The sequence below is a fragment of the Flavobacterium sp. P3_A6 genome (assembly GCF_056403035.1).
In genome coordinates this window covers 125554-145202 of record NZ_JBFUGG010000013.1, presented here as the reverse complement: position 1 = coordinate 145202, position 19649 = coordinate 125554, and the positions used below count along the sequence as shown (strand labels likewise).

Here is a 19649-nt window from a genome sequence, read left to right as displayed (position 1 = left end):
GAAACTCTTACTTTATTTAAGTAAGAGTTTTTTGTTTTTCTTTAATATTTTTTTATTCATGATAGATTATATAATTGTTGGAGCTGGTTTGGCTGGGATTTCATTCTGTGAAAGAGCATTTTTACATGAAAAAAGTTTTATTGTTTTTAATAATAACTCTCAAAATTCATCGAAAATTGCTGGAGGGTTATACAATCCTGTTATTTTAAAACGATTTAGTGAAGTATGGCAAGCTCAAGAACAATTGGAATTAATGGCCGATTTTTATTTTAATTTATGTAATAGAATAGATAATAAGTTTGATTTTAAAATGCCCATATTGAGAAAGTTCTTCTCTATTGAGGAGCAAAATAATTGGTTTGCAGCCTCTGATAAAAAAGAGTTAGCTCCTTTTTTATCAACATCTTTATGTTTTAATAAATATGAGGGTATAGATTCTCCTTTCGGCTATGGCGAAGTGCTGCAGACTGGATTTGTAGATACTGCTTTGCTGCTTTCTGAGTATCATAATTTTCTGTTGTCTCGCCAACTTTTGCGAAACGAAACTTTTGATTATGATGCTTTAATTATTGAAGATGATAAAGTTTTATATAAGAATCTTGAAGCTAAGCATATTGTCTTTGCGGAAGGTTTTGGTTTACATGCTAATCCCTTTTTTAATGAACTTCCTTTAGATGGAACCAAAGGTGAATTGTTTATCATTAAAGCTCCTGATTTGAATCTTGATGTCATAGTCAATACGAGCGTTTTTATTTTGCCTTTGGGGAATGATTTGTTTAAAGTTGGGGCTACTTATAATTGGAAAGACAAAACTGATTTGCCCACAGAGGAAGGGAAAAAGGAATTAATTGACAGAATTAAAGAAATTATTTGCTGTGATTTTGAAATAATAGAACATTATGCTGGAGTCCGTCCAACTGTCAAAGACCGGAGACCATTAGTAGGGACGCATTCTGAGTATAAAAGGGTTCATGTATTGAACGGATTGGGAACTCGTGGCGTGATGCTAGGTCCGGCAATGGCCAAAGCATTGTATGATAATATCGAAAACGGGATTTTGCTGGATAAAGAAATTGATATCAAAAGATTTACCAATAAGCGAAAAAGAAAACCGTAATTAAATTTTAGTTGTCGGGTCGTATGAAATAAACATGTTTATGTAGATATTTCGGGACCAGCGCAATACAATTGGGAATAATAGAATCAAAGTAGCAATAATTGCAATAAATGATGTTTGTATGCTAGATTTAAATATAAGATAGGATATGATAAATGTTGCAATTCCAACTCCAACATTCAAACCATAGCTTACATACATTGCTCCATAAAAGAAAGAAGGCTCAATCTGATATTTTAGTCCGCAATGACTGCAGTGATCATTCATTTTGAGCACAGATCCTAAATGTAAAGGGTTTTTGTCAACATACATACTCTCATTCATGCATTTTGGACAAGTTCCTGTTAAAATGCTATATAGTTTGGATCCTTTTTTTAACATTTGCAAAAAATTTAATTTTTCTAATTTTAGAAAGTACAAATTTACTAATTCATAAAGGAATAAAACAATAATACATGCTTAATATACACAATTTATCGGTTTCGTTTGGTGGCTCTTATTTGTTTGAGGAAGTAACTTTTCGATTGGGCGCGGGTGACCGTGTGGGTCTTGTAGGAAAGAATGGTGCAGGGAAATCGACAATGCTTAAAATGTTGGCTAGAGATTTTGCTCCGGATTCTGGAGTGATTTCTCAAGAGAAGGAAATACGTTTAGGTTTTTTACGTCAGGATATCGATTTTGAGAGAGGAAGAACCGTTTTGGAAGAAGCTTACGAAGCATTTACCGAAATCAAAATTGTAGAGAAAAAGTTAGCTGAAATAAATCATCAATTGGTAACCCGAACCGATTATGAAAGCGAAGAATATAGTCAAATTATTGAAGATCTCTCTGATTATACTCATCGTTTTGAATTATTGGGAGGATATAATTATGTTGGAGATACTGAGAAGATTCTTCTAGGGCTTGGCTTCAAGCGTGAAGTTTTTGACAACCAAACCGAAACTTTTTCAGGAGGATGGAGAATGCGTATTGAATTGGCCAAATTGTTATTGCAGTCAAACGATGTATTATTACTGGATGAGCCAACGAATCACTTGGATATCGAAAGTATAATTTGGCTGGAAAGTTTTTTGCGTAATTACCCTGGAGTTGTTGTTATTGTTTCTCACGATAAAATGTTTTTGGATAACGTGACCAATAGAACTATTGAAATTTCGCTTGGTAAAGCTTATGATTTCAATAAACCGTATTCCCAATATTTAGAATTACGTCATGAAATTCGCGAAAAACAATTGGCTACCCAGAAAAATCAAGCAAAGAAAATTGAAGAAACTGAGAAGTTAATTGAGAAATTTAGAGCCAAAGCTTCTAAAGCCTCGATGGCGCAATCGTTAATCAAAAAGCTGGATAAAGTAGAACGCATAGAAGTTGATGAAGATGATAATTCGGTTATGAATATTTCATTTCCTGTTTCTAAAGAGCCGGGAAGGGTTGTGGTTGAGGCTGAAAATGTCACTAAAAGCTACGGTGATAAAACGATTCTTAAAGATATTAGTTTACTTGTAGAGCGCGGAAGCAAAATTGCTTTTGTCGGTCAAAACGGTCAAGGAAAATCAACCTTTATTAAGGCGATAGTTGATGAATTTGAATACCAAGGTTCGATTAAATTAGGACATAATGTACAATTAGGCTATTTTGCCCAAAACCAGGCCGAATATTTGGACGGCGAGATTACCTTGCTGCAGACTATGGAAGATGCTGCGATGGATACAAACCGAATGAAAGTGCGCGATATGCTGGGATCTTTCCTGTTTCGCGGAGATGATGTAGAGAAAAAGGTAAAAGTGCTTTCTGGAGGCGAAAGAAACCGTTTGGCGCTATGTAAATTGTTATTGCAGCCCATTAATGTTTTATTGATGGATGAACCAACGAATCACTTAGATATTAAGTCTAAAAATGTTTTGAAAGCAGCTTTGCAAAAATTTGGCGGAACATTGCTATTGGTTTCTCATGATAGAGATTTTCTTCAGGGAATGTCAAATATTGTTTACGAATTCAAGGATCAAAGAATAAAGGAATATTTAGGAGATATTAATTATTTCTTGGAACAGCGTAATTTGGAAAACATGCGTGAAGTTGAGAAAAAAGATATTGCAAAAGCTACGGCTCCTAAAGAAAGCAATAAAGCTTCCTATGAAGATCAGAAAAAAGGAAAGGCTTTGCAAAACAGATTAAGTAAAGTTGAAAGTCAGATTAAGCAATTGGAAAAAGACATTCTGCATGATGATAAAATGCTGGCCTCTAATTATGATAAGCATATTGAAGACGCTTCTTTTTTTATAGCATATAACAAAAAGAAAGCAGAGTTGGATAAATTGCTTTTAGATTGGGAAATCGTTCAGGAGGAAATAGATGCTTTATAGGCAATAGAATAAAGAAAATAGAACATAGAGAATAGAAATTAGATGTGAAATCTATATTCTATTCTCTTTTTTATTTATTCTAAAATCGGATTACGCCTTAAATGGATTTCTCTCCTGCCACACAATTTCAGGTTCCAATTTTGGAAATATTTTAGGGACATGTTTGTTTATTTTGGAATTGCTGTGTTCCATAAAACCAAACATTTCCATTGGCTTTGCCCCAACAGAACTTTTAATTTCCAAAGCCGTTCTGGAGAAAATAATTTCTTTGAATCCTTTGTTGATCGAATAGGCAATCATGTCATAAAGCATGTTTAAATACAGCATTTTTTCCCTTTGAACGGTATCGTCATAGCCTAAAAAATAGGTGTCTATCGTATTTCCATTTTTAATCAATGTGTTGAAACCTATGAGTTTGTCATCCAAAAAATAACCATAGAATAAGAAATTGTCTTTCAAAATTTCTTTAAAAATTCTAAAATGGTTTTTGGTCAGAAAAAAAGTATTGAAAGGCGCATTTTGGGCAACATGGTGGTATAGGTCATAAATAGCCGCTTCATACTTGATAATGTCTTCCAGATGTAATTTTCTTTTTTCAATTCCTTCCGCTTTTTTTCGAGCCCTTTTGTACTGATCCCGGTATTTTTTTGTCAATGAATTGATATAATCCTGTTCAGTCCTCCATTCATTCAGAATGGTAAAAGTCATGTTGGGCTGAATACGGTATTTATAGTCTTTTCTAAAGGCGTCTGTGGCGAAGTTTTCGGCATCTTTTTGTGTATAATCTTTAAAAGTGGTGATATGCACTTTTTTGCCCATCGATTTAAACTTTAATTTCAAATCGGCAGTTGCTTTTTTTAAGGTTTTAATGCCTTCTACTGGAGAAATTGAGTCCGAAAAAACATAAGAGTTTTGACCGGTAAGCATGTTGTTGCCTATAAGCAGCACATGAGAAGCAAAATTTTTCAGAACAAATTTCCGAACGCTGGCTTTAACGCATCGGTCTCTGTCGCCAAAAGATTCCAATTTATTTAAATCCAAAAATTGTGAGATTGCTATTCCTACTAAATCTCGATCTCTAAAAAGGCCGATATAATGGCAGATCATGTTACATGGAGCCGATTTTTCTAAAATTTCAAAATACTCCTTGGACAAAAAAATATTTTTACAGCCCAATTCATTCCAGTTTTCTGGAAGTTGAGCTGTGGTTTCGTAAATCTGATATGAAAGAGTTGTTTTCAAGCTGGGAAAGTATATTTTTCAAATTTAGCAATAAAGTTAGTTTAATGGAGAATAGTTTTAAAGTTTGTGAGTTACTAAGATTCTATGTCTCTAAGCTTAATTTGGAGCAGAAACATTTGGATTTTTTGGCAATATCATCCCGTTTTATGTTACAAACGAAGTTCACTGAACTCCTATGAAAATAAAAATTGAGTGAAGTAATCTATTGAGCCAAACCTCGGCACAATAGGATTTTCACTTCAATCGAGGCTAAGGGTTGTCATTTTTGCTTTTTTGCCATTATATAAAAAAAGAAAGATAGTAAACTAGTTACAGTATCTGGCAATTCTAAAAAATTAACCGCAAAGGGCGCAAATCGTTGCGTGCATAGCGCTTTCTTTTGTGTCTTTTAGATTAAAAATATTCGCTATAATTTTTTTAACTCGGAATTTAGCTTTTCAAAAACGCAGAGACTTAGCTTCTTAGAATCTTTTCCTTAACTTTATAGAAAATAAACGATTATGGAAACATTTACAGAAGAATCAGCAAGCCCTTTTTTGGATAATTTAAAAGATTGGCATTTCAAGAAAAATGCAATAGAAAAAGATTTTAAATTCAAGAATTTTACACAGGCACTTGGTTTTATAGTGCAGGTGGGGGTGTTGGCCGAAAAGATGAATCATCATCCTGAGCTTTTTAATGTATATAATAAAGTGAATATTCGTTTGAATACACATGATTCTGGAGGAGTGACATCAAAAGATTTTGAATTGGCCAGTCAAATAGAAGCGTTATTTCAATAAAAAAAGCCTTATTTCTATGCAACAAGAAATAAGGCTTTCTTTTTTACTTTGATTTAAACCCATCCGCAAATCAAAGATCCTATGATAGTCAAGCTAACTATCCAAAATCCTGCATGAATCCAAATATATTTCCAAGATTTTCTTTCAAATAAACCGTTTATTCCAATTATCGGTAAGGCAAAAAATAAGCCGGATATGAATCCATGTAAAGCGCCATGCTTGAATGTTCTGTAGGCGGTACCGTAATCGTCCATAAAAGCTTTAAAGGAAGGAAGTGCTTCATTAATTTTCTGTGGTCCTCCAATCATTCCCATCGCTCCAGTTTGGTGGATTGTTAATGACATTTCAATCATGACAATAAATAAAGAGAAAATATAGGTCAGACCAAAAATCTTCAGCATGTTTCCCTTTTGAAGTTCCTCTTGAGTGAGACCATTTTCTTTCATCCATATAGTTCCAAATACTTTTGGGTTATACCAGATAAATCCAACTACCAATGTGGTTAATGCGCTTACAAAAATTGCAATCCAATTCATTTCCATAATTAAAGTTTTAAGGTTATAGCCTCAAATTTAATTAAAATTTTGATACATAGTCATATTTTATTAAATATTGTAGCTATTGGATTATAATAAAAAAATAAAAGTGTATTTTATCGATAAAATTTGCATTTTAATGAATTTAAGAGTTACTTTATATAGTTATAACCTAAAAAATAAAGATGATGAAAAATTTTATTGCATTATTTTTGACGGTTTCGTTTTCTATTTCCTTATTAGCAAATGTTTCAAATAATGAGAGAAATATTTTGGTTAAGTTATATCAGAAAACAAATGGCAGTCAATGGATTGTAAAATGGGATTTAAATGCTCCTGTTTCGACTTGGCATGGAGTTAAAATCGAAAATGAACAAGTGGTAGGAATCAATCTTTCGGATAATAATTTAGTTGGGATTTTACCGATTGAGATAACTAATTTAAAAAATTTAACAGAATTAAATTTATTTAAAAATCAAATTTCAGGAACAATACCGCAAAATATTGGTAAATTAAAAAAACTGCAACAGTTAAATCTATCGTTTAATAAATTGACTGGCTCTATTCCAAATTCTATTTGTGAAATCCAGCATTTAAAAACTTTAATCCTTTTCATGAATAAGCTTTCTGGAGAATTGCCAAATGAAATAGGAAATTTAAAAGAACTGGAAGTTATTTCTTTATTTAATAATCAATTAACTGGAGAATTCCCTGTGTCATTATATGAATTGAAGCAGTTAAAAGAATTATCTGTAAGCAGCAATGAATTTTCAGGACATATTAGCAAGGATATTGAAAAGTTAGTTTTACTAGAAAAATTAAGCTTATTTGATAATAAAATGAGTGGACAAATCCCTTTCAATATTGCTAAGTTGGAGAATTTAGAAAAAGTGAATTTAGCTTATAATTCTTTTTCAGGTTACGTGCCTGCTATTTTGGCGGAAAAAAATGGTTTCAATCTTACAATGAGAAGTGAATCTGGCGTTGCATTCAAATTGGAAGTTATGAATACATCCAAAGGAGTTTTGGCAGTTGATGAATAAAAAAGGATGGTTTATAAAATTTATAAGTTATAACTTATAGTTTGATTTTGAGTTTTAAGCGTTATAATTTTTTTTTAAAATTATAACGCTTTTTAATTTAATATACTTCAGTGAGATTTGTGTCCATTCATTCTTTAAAAATTTACTTTTTTAGAAAAGAAAGGATTTTAAAATCAGAGATTTTTAAAATGTTTTAATGAAAATCCTACTTTATGTTTTTTTTCTTATAAATATTTTATTTAATAAAAATATTTAGTAACCAATTGTTTTTCAGTTTTTTAAGTCTTTAATTGGCCTGTATTAGTTTATTGCTTTGTCCTAATTAACAATTGGTTGGCAAAATGTTATGATTTTTTTTGGTGGTTTTAAATTTTAATTATAAGTTTGTCTATAGAAATAGTAGAGTTTAAAAAGCGATATTAATCATTAATACTAATATTTTGAAAACAATCAAAAGCACCTCTTTTTTGATCATGCAAGGATCCTTTTCATTCGACACTCTCCGTCGAATGTGTTGTTGCTGTTAGAGTTTTTCAATATATCTCTTTTATATTTATATACCAATTTACATTTTTTTGAATAATCTTTTTAAAGTAATTTATTTTGACAGATAAATTGTTTTGCAGTTTGTTTATATGCCTTTTCCTAAAAAATCAAATACTAATAATTAAAATTGAAATAAAATGAAAAAACTAATGTGTTGTAGATAAAAAAAAGCCATTTCTGCGGCAACAGAAATGGCGAGTTTAAAAAAGAAATGTTCATCTCAAAAAGGATAGAAAGCTGATTTAATCTGCCTTCAGGACTCCTTATTTATTAAACCAAAACAAAGTAATGAAAAAAATATTATATAATCTTTCTTGGCTAGGTATTTTTCTGTTTTCATTTGGAATCCAGGCACAAGATACGAAACCCCTTATTCAGTCTAAACTTGACGGAACAGTAGTTAATAAAATCTCAAATTTACCAGTAGCAGGAGCCTCTGTAATTATTAAAGGAACCACCCACGGCGTGGTAACCGATGCAGAAGGTAAATTTTATTTTCAAACTGGACAAAAATTTCCTTATACCTTAATCATAACTTATATTGGCTATAAAAAAGCTGAAGTTATTGCAGACGGAAGCCCACTTATTGTGAATTTGGAAGAAGATCTCCAAGAATTGAACGAACTTGTGGTTGTAGGGTATGGAACTCAAAAGAAAAAAGATATCACCGGTGCAATATCATCGATTCCAAAAGCAAATTTGGCACAAGTTACTTCTTCTGCAGATAATTTATTGCGGGGAGCGATTCCAGGAGTAGTTGTAACCCAAAGTTCTGGGCGTCCTGGTGCAACTTCAAGTGTTCGTATTAGAGGAGGCAATTCAATTACAGCAGGTAATGAACCGCTTTATGTTGTGGATGGAGTATTAATCTACAATGACAACAGCAATGGTACGGCTGGAGTAACTTATGCCGGAGCAGGAGTGAATGTACTGTCAACTATCAATCCTGCCGATATTGAGTCTATTGATGTATTGAAAGATGCATCGGCAACTGCAATTTATGGTTCTCGCGGGGCGAATGGTGTAGTACTTATCACAACTAAAAAAGGGACTAAAGGACAGGACAACATTTCCTATCAAGGCTATTTTGGAATTCAAAATGTTTCAAAAAAGATAGGCTTATTAGACGCGAGCCAATGGGCAAGCCTGCGCAATGATGTTCAGGCGAGCATAGGCCAAGCGCCTTCTTTTACGGCCGCCCAAATTGAAGCTCTTAAAACTTCTGGAGGATACGACTGGCAGTCGGCGGCTTTTAATTCGGCAGCTCCGGTTCAGAATCACCAATTGACATTCTCGGGTGGTGATGACCGCTCCAGATATGCAGTTTCATCAGGTTATTTTAATCAGGAAGGAATTGTAATTGGGTCAGATTTTAAACGAATTTCGCTTCGTGCCAATTATGAAAGAAATTATTCTCAGGCTTTTAAATTTGGGGTAAATGCCAATTATAGCAATTCAATATCAAATGGAGTGGGAACTAATGGAGGTGCTGCTGCCGGCAGAAATCCAAATCCATTGGTTAGTATTCTGCTAACGGCGCCGGTAGTTCCAATCAGAAATGCTGACGGGAGCTATAATGTGACTAATAATCCTTATGCTACATCAGTTAACGGTTACGTACCCAATCCAATTAATGATTTGGAAAACACTGTAAACGAAACTAAAATCAACAGAATTTTGACCAGTTTGTTTGGAGAATACAAAATCAACAAAGAAATTACGGCCAAAGTTGCAGTGAGTGGAGACGTAATTAATACCAAACAAAACTATTATGCGCCATCCAATACTACCACTGGCGCTCCAACCAAAGGGCTTGCATCTTCCGGTGACAGATTGGTAAGTTCTGTATTGAATGAAAACACGCTGAATTACAATACTCATTTTGGAGAAGATCATAAATTCTCTGCTTTGGCAGGTTATACGCTTCAATATACACAAGGAGAGGTGGTTAATGCTGGAGCCAATACTTTTGTAAATGATGCTAATACTTACAATGCGTTACAGGATGGTGTGGCTGTAAAACCCTACACTGAAGCCTTCGAAAGCGTATTGAAATCGTGGCTGGCCAGAGCGAATTATTCTTATAAAGGGAAATACAATTTAACGGTATCAGCTCGTGCGGACGGTTCTTCTAGATTTGGTACTGAATCACTTTGGGGTTATTTCCCTTCAGCTGGATTTTCTTGGAACATCATTGAAGAAGATTTCGCCAAAAACATTAAAGGTTTAAGTGATGCAAAACTTAGGCTGAGTGCAGGAACTACAGGAAATCAGGAAATAGGTAATTATCTTTCTTTAGCTTCTATAGGTTCTGTTAATTATTCTTTTGGAGGTACAGTGCAAACTGGATTGGCGCCAACCCGTTTGGCAAATCCAGATTTGAGATGGGAAAAAACAGATCAGTATAATATTGGTTTAGATTTATCATTATTGGACAGAAAAATAAATTTTGTTTTTGATGCATATTACAAAAAAACAAATGATCTGCTTATCAATGTGCCAGTTCCATTGACTTCAGGATTTGCTACAGTTCTTCAAAATATTGGGGGTGTAGAGAATAAAGGCATTGAAATTGGCCTGATAACCGAAAACATAAAAACAGAAACGTTTTCATGGAATTCTAACTTTGTCTTTTCGGCCAACAGAAATAAAGTGCTTGAAATCGGAAATGGAGTAAATCAATTTTTCCCGATAGTGCCAAATGGCTCTTTATTGCAGCAACAGCCTGTAACGGTAAAGGTAGGATTGCCATTGGGAACTTTCTGGGGATACAGAACCAACGGAATTTTTCAAACTCAGGAAGAAGTTAATACCCAGCCAAAAATTAACAGCTTTGCCAATACAAAAATTGGAGACAGAAAATATGTAGACACTAATGGTGACGGAGTAATTACTGCTCTTGACAAAGGAGATCTTGGAAGTTCACAGCCTAAATTTGTTGGAAGTTTCAGTAACACGCTTTCTTATAGTAACTTCGATTTGAATTTTTCGTTCCAAGGTTCTTATGGGGGTGAAATATTTAACGCGCTAAATCAGCAATTGGAAATTTCTACTCTTGGAACCAATGCTGCAGCTACTTTATTAGATCGTTGGACTCCAGCTAATCCAAGCAATGAAATCCCAAGAGCAACAAGTTCTCCGCTTGGAATTGTATCAGAACGCTATGTAGAAGATGCTTCTTTCTTGAGGTTAAAGCTAATCACCTTAGGATATACTTTCCCTAAAAGCATTTCTTCAAAAATTGGAACTAAAAGCATTAAGGTATACGTCTCTGCCGAAAATTTATTTACATGGACAAAATACACGGGCTATGATCCAGAGGTAAGTTCTTATGAACAAAATAATTTATATCCCGGAATTGACTTTGGCGCTTATCCAAATTCTAAAACATTCATTACGGGCTTGAACGTAACTTTCTAAGTAAAAAAATATAACAATGAAAAAGACAATAATAACATTCATATTAAGTGCAGGTTTATTTGTATCATGCACGGATCTGGAGGTAACACCAACCTCTTTTATAACCGAGGAAAATTTCTTTAAAACGCAGGATGATGCTGTTGCAAGTGTGACTGCAGTTTATGCCTCCTTGAGTCTTGACCCGGGAGAGCAAAGTTTATTCGGAAGAAATCTTTATTTCTTGACAGACATGGCTTCTGATTATGCCGCAGCCGGAGTTTCGGCAACGAATCCTCAGGTAAGAGCATTGAGCAGTTTGACTCATGATGCCACTTCAGATCGCGTTCAGGTGGCTTGGCGCCAAATTTATGCTGGCATAAACAGAGCCAATATAGCAATTGATAATATTCCTAGAGCAGCTGGCTCAGATGTTATAAAAACCAGATTGATTAACGAAGCCAAATTCATCAGAGGGTTGCTGTACTTTCAGGCTGTCCGTCTTTGGGGCGGGGTTCCAATCGTTTTGCATGAGCCGACTTCGATACAGTTAGAGAGTCTAAAATCTAAAAGAGCCACTGTAGAAGAAGTTTACGCTCAGATTATTTTGGATTTAAAAGCAGCTGAAAGCTTACCGTCAACTTATCCTGCTAATGAAGCAGGAAGAGCTACATCGGGTGCGGCAAAAGCTATTTTAACGAAAGTATATCTGACCAGAAAAGATTGGCCAAATACTATTCTTAAAGCCAAGGAAGTCATTAATGGAGGCTATGGATACGCACTTTTTGAAAATTTTGCAGACATATTCAATAAAACGAAAAAGAACGGGAAAGAGCATATTTTTTCAGTTCAGTTCGAACCAAATCAAGCAGGAAACGGTTCCAGCGGAAGTACTTTTCAAGCGACCTCTTTTACTGGATTTACCGCAACAGAACCAGCAGATATTATTTCGGATGTGGCTTTGTTTTATGATATTTATGCGGCTGGCGATACCAGAAGAGATGTGAGCTATAAAAAACAGTTATTGAATCCGGCTACTGGAATGCTGTATACTTTTCCAAAGCCAATTTTTAGCAAATATCTTGATTTGAACAATTTAGCTACACCGTCAAATGTGGCCATCAATTTCCCTTTAATTCGTTATGCCGATATCTTATTGTCGTTAGCAGAAGCGATTAATGAAAAAGACGGGGCAACATTAGAGGCTCATGAGCTTGTAAATCAAGTAAGAAGAAGAGCTTTTGGGAAAGCAATCTCAACACCGGATGCAACTGTGGATTTAATAGGCCTTACAGCTTCTCAATTAAGAGGTGCCATTCGTGAAGAGCGCAAAAAAGAATTCGTTCAGGAAGGACAAAGATGGTTTGATTTAGTACGCTGGGGAACTTTGGTTACCGAAATAAAAAAGGTAACAGCCAAAAACTCTGTTTCGGAAAAAAATAATTTGTATCCAATTCCTCAAAGTGAGCGAAATATCGATCCTGTAGGTTTGCCTCAGAATCCAGGTTATTAATAAAAGGCTTATATACGTAAATAAAATGATTAAAAAACTGTTCATTCTTGCCCTATTGGTTGTTGCACAATTGCAGCTATCTGCACAGAAAAAGCAACCTAACATCATCGTCATTTTGGCGGATGATTTAGGTTTCTCAGATATTGGTGCTTTTGGCTCAGAAATTAAAACTCCAAACTTGGATAAACTCGCTAAAAACGGGCTTATTCTAAAGCAGTTTTATAATGCAGGGCGTTGCTGTCCTTCCCGGGCTTCGTTACTCACGGGCTTGTATTCGCACCAAGCAGGTGTTGGGGACATGGTGCAGGACAAGGGGTTTCCTGCTTATCAAGGGTATTTAAACGAGCATTGCATCACGATTGGGCAAGCACTCAAACAGGCAGGATACAACACTATTGTTTCCGGAAAATGGCACGTTGGTTTAGTACCATCAGCCTGGGCGGTTAATCGGGGGTTTGATGATTCTTTTACTTTACAAAACAATGGGAGCAGTTATTTCAACTCAGAACCTTTGTATAATGACGGAAGAAAAGTCACTTTTTTGAAAGGAGATAAAGAAATTATTCGCACGGATACTTCTACTTATCTGACTCAGAAGATTACCAATTTTGCCATTAGTTCTTTGGAAAAACAGCGAAATCAGGAACAGCCTTTTTTTCTTTATGTTGCTTATAATGCCCCGCATTGGCCCATTCAGGCATTACCGGAAGATATTGCAAAATACAAAGGCAAATATCTGGAAGGCTGGGATAAATTGAGAGCAAGACGTTTTAAAAAGCTAAAAGAACAAGGAATTATTGATAAAGATTGGGACTTATCAAATCGTTTTGAAAAAGTGCCGGATTGGGAAAAACTAAGTGCTGAAGAAAAAGATAAATGGGATACCCGAATGGCAATTTACGCCGCCATGATCGACAGAATGGATGCTGGAATTGGAGAAATCCTGCAGAAAGTAAAGTCTTTGGGAGAAGAAAATAATACCCTTGTTCTTTTTCTTTCTGATAATGGCGGAAGTGCCGATGATGTAAAAAATTGGAATTATGTTACACAAAAAAATGGAACAGCAGGTTCGGTTGCATCGATTGACAGTTATGAAAGTCCGTGGGGAAATGTGAGCAATACGCCTTTTCAATTATTCAAAAAGAACACCCACGAAGGTGGCATTGCTTCCCCTTTTATTGCTTATTATCCGAAGCATATTAAGGCAGGTACACTAAGCAACAGAGTAAGCCATTTGATTGATATTTTTCCAACTTGTCTGGAGTATGCCGGTTTTCAGTATCCCGATTTTTTTCGAGGAAAAAACCTCATACCCTTAGAAGGCATTAGCTTAAAAAAGGAATTTGAAGGACAACAATCTGATGCACATGAAGCCTTGTTTTGGGAACATGAAGGCAGCAAAGCAGTAAGAAAAGATCAGTGGAAAGCAGTAGCCGAAAACAATCAGCCTTGGGAATTATATAATCTTGCTACAGACCGGACAGAAACAAAAAATTTGGCAAAATTAAAACCAAAACTGCTCCAGACTCTGATTGAATTGCATGAACAATGGTCGGTAAAAGTAGGTGTTGAAGATTGGAATAAAATAAAATAAAATTTTAGTTTAAAATTACACTAAATCCATAGAATAAATAAATATTAAAAAAGAAATTATGAAAAAAATTAAAATTAACTCAAAAATTAATAGCCCTCAAAAAGGACTTTTGCTTACGGCTTTACTTGTTGCACAACTTGGCTTTGCCCAAAATAAGCCAGATGCAGATTATAAAGGAGTTGTTGGTAAAACATTAGCAGAATCAAAAGAATATTGGCCAGAACCTGTAAAAGCCCCAAAAGGCGCTCCTAACGTAGTTTGGATATTACTTGATGATGTAGGATTTGGCGCTTCCAGTGCTTTTGGTGGATTAATTCAAACGCCAACTTTTGATGCTTTAGCCAATAACGGACTGCGATATACCAATTTTCATACAACAGCTATTTGTGCGCCAACACGTGCGGCATTATTGACAGGCAGGAATTCAGGAAGAGTTCATGTCAGCGGATTTTCGCACACTATTTTATCAGCGGGTTTCCCAGGCTGGGACGGAAGAATTCCATCGGATAAAGGAACAATTGCTGAGATTTTAAGAGAAAATGGATATAACACATTTGCAGTAGGTAAATATGGTGTAACGCCAGACGAAGATGCTACCGATGCAGGTCCGTTTGACAGATGGCCAACAGGTAAAGGATTTGATCACTTTTTTGGATTCTTAGGATCACAAACCGATCAATACAACCCAGATTTAGTAGAAGATCAAGCACATGTTAAGCCAGACGGAAGACATTTGACGGATCAAATTACGGATAAGGCAATCAGTTATATTCAAAAACAGCAAAAAGCAGCGCCAGGAAAACCATTCTTTTTATACTATGCACCAGGGGCTGTTCATGCACCACACCAAGTTGAAGCTTCTTGGAGCGATGCTTATAAAGGAAAATTTGACGAAGGCTGGGATGTTTACCGTGAAAAAGTATTGGCAAATCAAAAGAAATTGGGCGTGATTCCTGCTAATGCTGTATTGCCAGAACGCAATGCGCTTATCGCTGAGTGGAAAAAATTATCTCCAGACCAAAAGAAAGTATATGCAAGATTTATGGAAGTATATGCAGGATATTTGACTTATACCGATCACGAAATTGGAAGAGTGGTAAATTATTTAAAGGAAACCAATCAATTGGATAACACTTTGATTTTTGTTGCGATTGGTGATAATGGAGCTAGCAAAGAGGGTAGTCAGGTAGGTACAATCAGCCAAAATCTTTTTGCTCAAGGTGTATCTGACGAACAAAATCTTCAGTCGAATTTAGAGAAAATCGGAGAAATTGGTACAGCAAAAGGTTTAAATACAAATTATCCTTTAGGTTGGGCGCAAGCGACCAATGCACCATTCAAAAACTGGAAACAAGATGCGCAGTCCGAAGGAGGAACACGTAATCCTTTGATTGTTTTTTATCCAAAAGGAATTAAAGAAAAAGGCGGGATTAGAAATCAATACAGCCATGTAACGGATATTCTTCCTACTACACTGGAGATTGCAGGAATCAAATCTCCTGAAACAATCAAAGAAATTAAGCAGGATATTATTCAGGGTTCTTCTTTATATGCTTCTTTGAATGATGCTAAAGCCGAATCATTACACAAAGTGCAGTACTATTATATTTTCGGGAACAGAGCTATTTACAAAGACGGATGGAAAGCTGCTGCAGCACATCCAGATCCATTTGCCTTACTAAAAACTGCTGGTAAAAATCAGCCGCCAGCACCAAGCAATTTTGATAATGATGTTTGGGAATTATACAACTTGAATGAAGATTTTAATGAGCGCAATAACTTGGCTCAAAAATATCCTGAAAAATTAGCGGAGCTTAAAAAACTGTTTGACGAGCAAGCCAAAGAGAACAACGTTTATCCGTTAATCGACTGGCAGGATGTATTAGGCAGAAAGATACATAGCGCTTCAGGAGACAAAAATCAAAACCTTCAGGAATTGATTCATAAAGCAACCCAAGCAGGAAGCACAAATTAATAAGGTTAGTGCTTAGTGAATAGTAAAGAGCGATTAGTTTTTCGAATCTAATTGCAAAAAAAACTAATCACTAAGCGCAATTACTAATCACTTAATAAAAAATAAATATGAAACTAATAGATTTTCAAATAATAGGGAAAAAAATTGTCGTTGGGATAATTGTTTTTTTAGTGCCATTAGTCATTTTGGCTGGAGGTTTAGCATTGGTAAATCAAATTTTAAAATAAGAAATCATGGCATTAGATCAAAAAAAACTAACAAGAGATTTGGGTATAAGTCTTTTCATTTATAGTTTGCCGGTATTGGCAATTTACCTTTATTTTAAACTGAATAATGGTATCATAGCAGAATCACATATTTCGTTACCGTCATTTTTGGAATTTGCAAAACCCGCATTCGAGAACATCCGCACTTGGGGATTAATCGTTTTTATGCTGATTTTGGGAGCGGTTGAATTTGCCGCAGGTTTATATGACGATCAATGGACTGGCACGGAACGCAAAATAGATATTATTTGTTTTTTGGCTCCAAAACTGCTTTTGCCTCCGGTAATTGCTTTTTTTAGCTTAACTGCGTTACCGTATTTAATTCCTAATCTTGCCAATACATTATCTTGGATTCCTTTTTGGGGAGGTTTTTTCCTGATTGCAATTGCCGATGATTTAACTCAATATTGGTATCATCGTCTGCACCACCAAGTGCCGTTTTTATGGCGTTTTCACAGAACTCACCATTCAGCTCCATATATGGGAATGGCGATGGCTTCGAGACAAAACTTTATTTACACCGTGTTTTTCTCTCAAATTTACTTGACAGCAACGTTAACGTTTTTAGGGTTAGGATTACCGGCTTTGTTTGTTACCGTGATAAAAAGCATCATTACTTTAGCAGCGCACTCTAGTCTTGCTTGGGACAAACCGTTTTACAAGTACAAAGCATTGCATCCAGCCGCATGGGTTTTAGAACGTTTTATTTCTACTCCGGCTACACATCATGCACATCATGCGGATACAAGCGGCGACGGAGTTGGGCACTTTAAAGGCAACTTCGGAAATATGTTTTTCTTATGGGATGTGATTTTCAAAACAGGTTTAATTACACGTAAATTTCCTGAGTCCTATGGAACGAAATCATACAAAAGTGAAGAATGGTATGCACAATTTCTTTGGCCAATATTCAAATCTAAAATAGAAGGAAGTCCTTTGGCTGATGGTGTTCGTGCTCTTCCAATTTCTCAAAAAAAGGAATCAGTTCCGTCAAATCAAAATTACTTCGAACCAGTTGAATCATAAAGAAAATTGCTATGAAAAATAATATCTTAAGAAATAGTATCACGGCAATAACCTTCTTCTTTGCAGTTGTCGGTTTTGCTCAAAATCAAAACGCATTTACATTAAAAATTGATTCCTTTTCTGCAAAAATTAAGGAGCAAAAAAAGCCGCAGCTAATTGATGCGCGAGATCCTGAAGAGTTTGCGCTGAACCATATCAACGGAGCTCTTAATTTTAATTTGGAAACGGAGAATTATGCTAAATATGCAGCTGCTCTTGATAAATCAAAACCAGTGTTCATTTACTCTATTGGTGCAGGAAGAAGCGGTCAGCTGGCAAAAGAATTATTAAAAAACGGTTTCTCGGAAGTACATGATTTAGAAGGTGGGATTGCTGCCTGGATAGGATCAGGAAAGCCTTTTTATACTAATTTGAAAAGTAAATTGGCTTTGGCTGAATACAAAAAAATTATAACCGATAACAATATAGTTTTGGTTGATATTGGTTCTAGATATTGTGGTGCCTGCAAAAAAGTGAAACCTGTTTTGGAAAATATCAGAACAGAATATGGAGCTAATTTAAAAATCATCGAAATTGAATTAGAAGAAAGCCCGCAAGTTATAGCCGATTTAAAAACAGTAACAGTTTTTCCAACTTTGATTTTATACAAAAGCGGTAAAATTGTTTTTAAAAAAGACGGTTTGGGTGATTTGAAAAAAGATGTTGATGTGGCTTTGGCTCATTAAAAATATGCTATGTATTGTTCAGATAAATGTATTGTTATAAAGACACTTAATTGCTCTTGTTTTTGTTAGTGGAGATTTAGCAAATTTTTACAGTATCGTTTGTGAGTTTGTTAAATTTTATGTCTTTTTTGCAAATTTTGTTATTTGTCTAGAAAACTTACAGGAATTTCAAACTCTAGTTGTGTCTAAGTTTTTGAAAAATAGTTAATTGTGTGAAAATTATATCTGATATTGTTTTTTTTAAACAGAAACTGGGAATAACATATTTGGAAGTCTATATTTTTAATATATCTTTGTTCTATCGAATTAGTAGAGATTTAATTTTTTAAATATAAAATTTAGCAGTTTTTTTGAAAGAAGCTCTTTTGAAATAGACATTTGTTATGTCACAGGTGCTATGTTTTATTTATTTTTCACTTACAGATTATGAATTTCATGAATATAAAAAATTACAGTTCAATTGTGATGATTATTTTATCTGGTTTGTTTTCGGCTTTTGGGCAGGAAAATAAAACTGCGTCAGTAGCGGCAACCAATTGTCAGGTCATGTGCAAGGCAAATACGTCCAAAAAAGCATTGCTGCTCCAGTCAGTTAAGATTAATAACAAAGAGAATGCAGCTGGATCAGGGAAAGAAATGGTCTGGGTTGCCGGAGGTGAATTTAGTATGGGAACTAATGATTATCCAGATGCAAAACCCATCCATAAAGTAAGCGTAAAAGGGTATTGGATTGATGAACACGAGGTGACAAATGCTCAATTTGCTGCCTTTGTGGCGGCAACTAAATATGTGACAATTGCAGAAAGACCATTGGATCCAAAAGATTATCCGGGTGTTCCGCTTGAAAATTTAGTGCCAGGTTCAGCTGTATTTGTGCCTCCAGCAGGAAAGGTGGCCTTGGATAATATCCAGCAATGGTGGCAATATGTTCCAGGGGCTAATTGGCAGCATCCAACTGGGCCAGAAAGCAGTATTGTTGGATTAGAAAATAATCCAGTGGTTCAGGTTAGTTATCTAGATGCTAAGGCTTATGCGGAATGGGCAGGAAAACGACTTCCAACTGAGGCCGAATGGGAGTTTGCAGCTAGAGCTCAAAGACCATCTACTAAATATTATTGGGGAACTGATCTTAAGCCAAATGGTAAATGGGCAGCTAATATTTTTCAGGGAAGTTTTCCAAATAACAATACTGCCGAAGACGGTTTTGCAGGAGCAGCTCCTGTAAAATCTTTTCCTAAAAACCCATTCGGAATTTATGATTTGGAAGGGAATGTATGGGAATGGTGTAACGATTTATATCGTGATGATTATTATAAAAGCAGTGCCAATGATAATCCGAAAGGCCCTTTGACGAGTAATGATCCCGAAGAGCCAGGAGTAGAAAAACATGTTCAAAGAGGAGGCTCTTATTTATGCAGCGATCAATATTGTATCCGATATGTGGCGGGGAGCCGCGGTAAAGGAGAAACAACAAGTGCCTGTAATCACTTGGGATTTCGTTGTGTAAAGGATAAATAATAGAAAT

Annotated in this window: 14 protein-coding genes; 11 read left to right on the top strand and 3 right to left on the bottom strand. The window is 35.2% G+C overall.

The genetic code is table 11. The features are described 5' to 3' along the window. The first annotated feature begins 58 nt into the window (after positions 1–58). Positions 59–1117 carry an NAD(P)/FAD-dependent oxidoreductase gene (locus AC1DVP_RS14035; RefSeq protein WP_477184106.1) on the top strand — a complete coding sequence of 353 codons (1059 nt, stop codon included), beginning with the start codon at positions 59–61 and terminating at the stop codon, positions 1115–1117. Here the strand turns inward: AC1DVP_RS14035 and AC1DVP_RS14030 are convergent, their stop codons facing one another. After that, the gene (locus AC1DVP_RS14030; protein ID WP_477184105.1) at positions 1118–1498 is read right to left on the bottom strand and encodes a DUF983 domain-containing protein; all 381 of its coding nucleotides are present in this window, start codon (positions 1496–1498) and stop codon (positions 1118–1120) included. It abuts the gene before it with no gap. A 74-nt stretch (positions 1499–1572) separates the two neighbouring features. Here AC1DVP_RS14030 and AC1DVP_RS14025 point away from each other — a divergent pair, with 74 nt between their 5' ends. Beyond that, entirely contained in the window at positions 1573–3480 is a 1908-nt protein-coding gene (locus tag AC1DVP_RS14025) for an ABC-F family ATP-binding cassette domain-containing protein (RefSeq protein WP_477184104.1), read from the top strand. Between the two features lie 90 nt (positions 3481–3570). On the opposite strand, the gene AC1DVP_RS14020 is transcribed toward AC1DVP_RS14025, so the two are convergent. Then, a complete protein-coding gene (locus AC1DVP_RS14020) occupies positions 3571–4722 on the bottom strand; it encodes a GNAT family N-acetyltransferase (protein ID WP_477184103.1) in 1152 nt (383 codons plus the stop codon). A 500-nt stretch (positions 4723–5222) separates the two neighbouring features. Between AC1DVP_RS14020 and AC1DVP_RS14015 the strand changes: the two genes are divergently transcribed. Beyond that, positions 5223–5504, top strand: a complete 282-nt coding sequence (locus tag AC1DVP_RS14015; RefSeq protein WP_477184102.1) for a 4a-hydroxytetrahydrobiopterin dehydratase — start codon at positions 5223–5225, stop codon at positions 5502–5504. A 53-nt stretch (positions 5505–5557) separates the two neighbouring features. Here AC1DVP_RS14015 and AC1DVP_RS14010 read toward each other — a convergent pair whose 3' ends face one another. Further along, positions 5558–6046 carry a DUF1761 domain-containing protein gene (locus tag AC1DVP_RS14010; protein WP_477184101.1) on the bottom strand — a complete coding sequence of 163 codons (489 nt, stop codon included), beginning with the start codon at positions 6044–6046 and terminating at the stop codon, positions 5558–5560. Between the two features lie 182 nt (positions 6047–6228). Here AC1DVP_RS14010 and AC1DVP_RS14005 point away from each other — a divergent pair, with 182 nt between their 5' ends. The 8 genes from AC1DVP_RS14005 (at position 6229) to AC1DVP_RS13970 (ending at position 19642) form a co-directional block, all read left to right on the top strand. Further along, positions 6229–7083 carry a leucine-rich repeat domain-containing protein gene (locus tag AC1DVP_RS14005; RefSeq protein WP_477184100.1) on the top strand — a complete coding sequence of 285 codons (855 nt, stop codon included), beginning with the start codon at positions 6229–6231 and terminating at the stop codon, positions 7081–7083. A gap of 834 nt (positions 7084–7917) precedes the next feature. After that, on the top strand, positions 7918–11049 hold the full coding sequence (locus tag AC1DVP_RS14000; RefSeq protein ID WP_477184099.1) for a SusC/RagA family TonB-linked outer membrane protein: 3132 nt from the start codon (positions 7918–7920) through the stop codon (positions 11047–11049). Between the two features lie 16 nt (positions 11050–11065). Further along, positions 11066–12538, top strand: a complete 1473-nt coding sequence (locus tag AC1DVP_RS13995; RefSeq protein ID WP_477184098.1) for a RagB/SusD family nutrient uptake outer membrane protein — start codon at positions 11066–11068, stop codon at positions 12536–12538. A 25-nt stretch (positions 12539–12563) separates the two neighbouring features. Next, complete coding sequence (locus AC1DVP_RS13990; RefSeq protein WP_477184097.1) at positions 12564–14132, top strand: arylsulfatase; 1569 nt, start codon at positions 12564–12566, stop codon at positions 14130–14132. 58 nt (positions 14133–14190) lie between these two features. Next, positions 14191–16107 carry an arylsulfatase gene (locus tag AC1DVP_RS13985; protein ID WP_477184096.1) on the top strand — a complete coding sequence of 639 codons (1917 nt, stop codon included), beginning with the start codon at positions 14191–14193 and terminating at the stop codon, positions 16105–16107. A gap of 233 nt (positions 16108–16340) precedes the next feature. Continuing rightward, positions 16341–17399: a sterol desaturase family protein gene (locus tag AC1DVP_RS13980; protein ID WP_477184095.1), complete on the top strand. Its 1059-nt coding sequence runs from the start codon at positions 16341–16343 to the stop codon at positions 17397–17399. 11 nt (positions 17400–17410) lie between these two features. Beyond that, complete coding sequence (locus AC1DVP_RS13975; RefSeq protein WP_477184094.1) at positions 17411–18124, top strand: rhodanese-like domain-containing protein; 714 nt, start codon at positions 17411–17413, stop codon at positions 18122–18124. 435 nt (positions 18125–18559) lie between these two features. Beyond that, positions 18560–19642 (top strand): formylglycine-generating enzyme family protein, encoded by a 1083-nt coding sequence (locus AC1DVP_RS13970; RefSeq protein WP_477184093.1) that lies wholly within the window; start codon positions 18560–18562, stop codon positions 19640–19642. Positions 19643–19649: the final 7 nt, after the last annotated feature.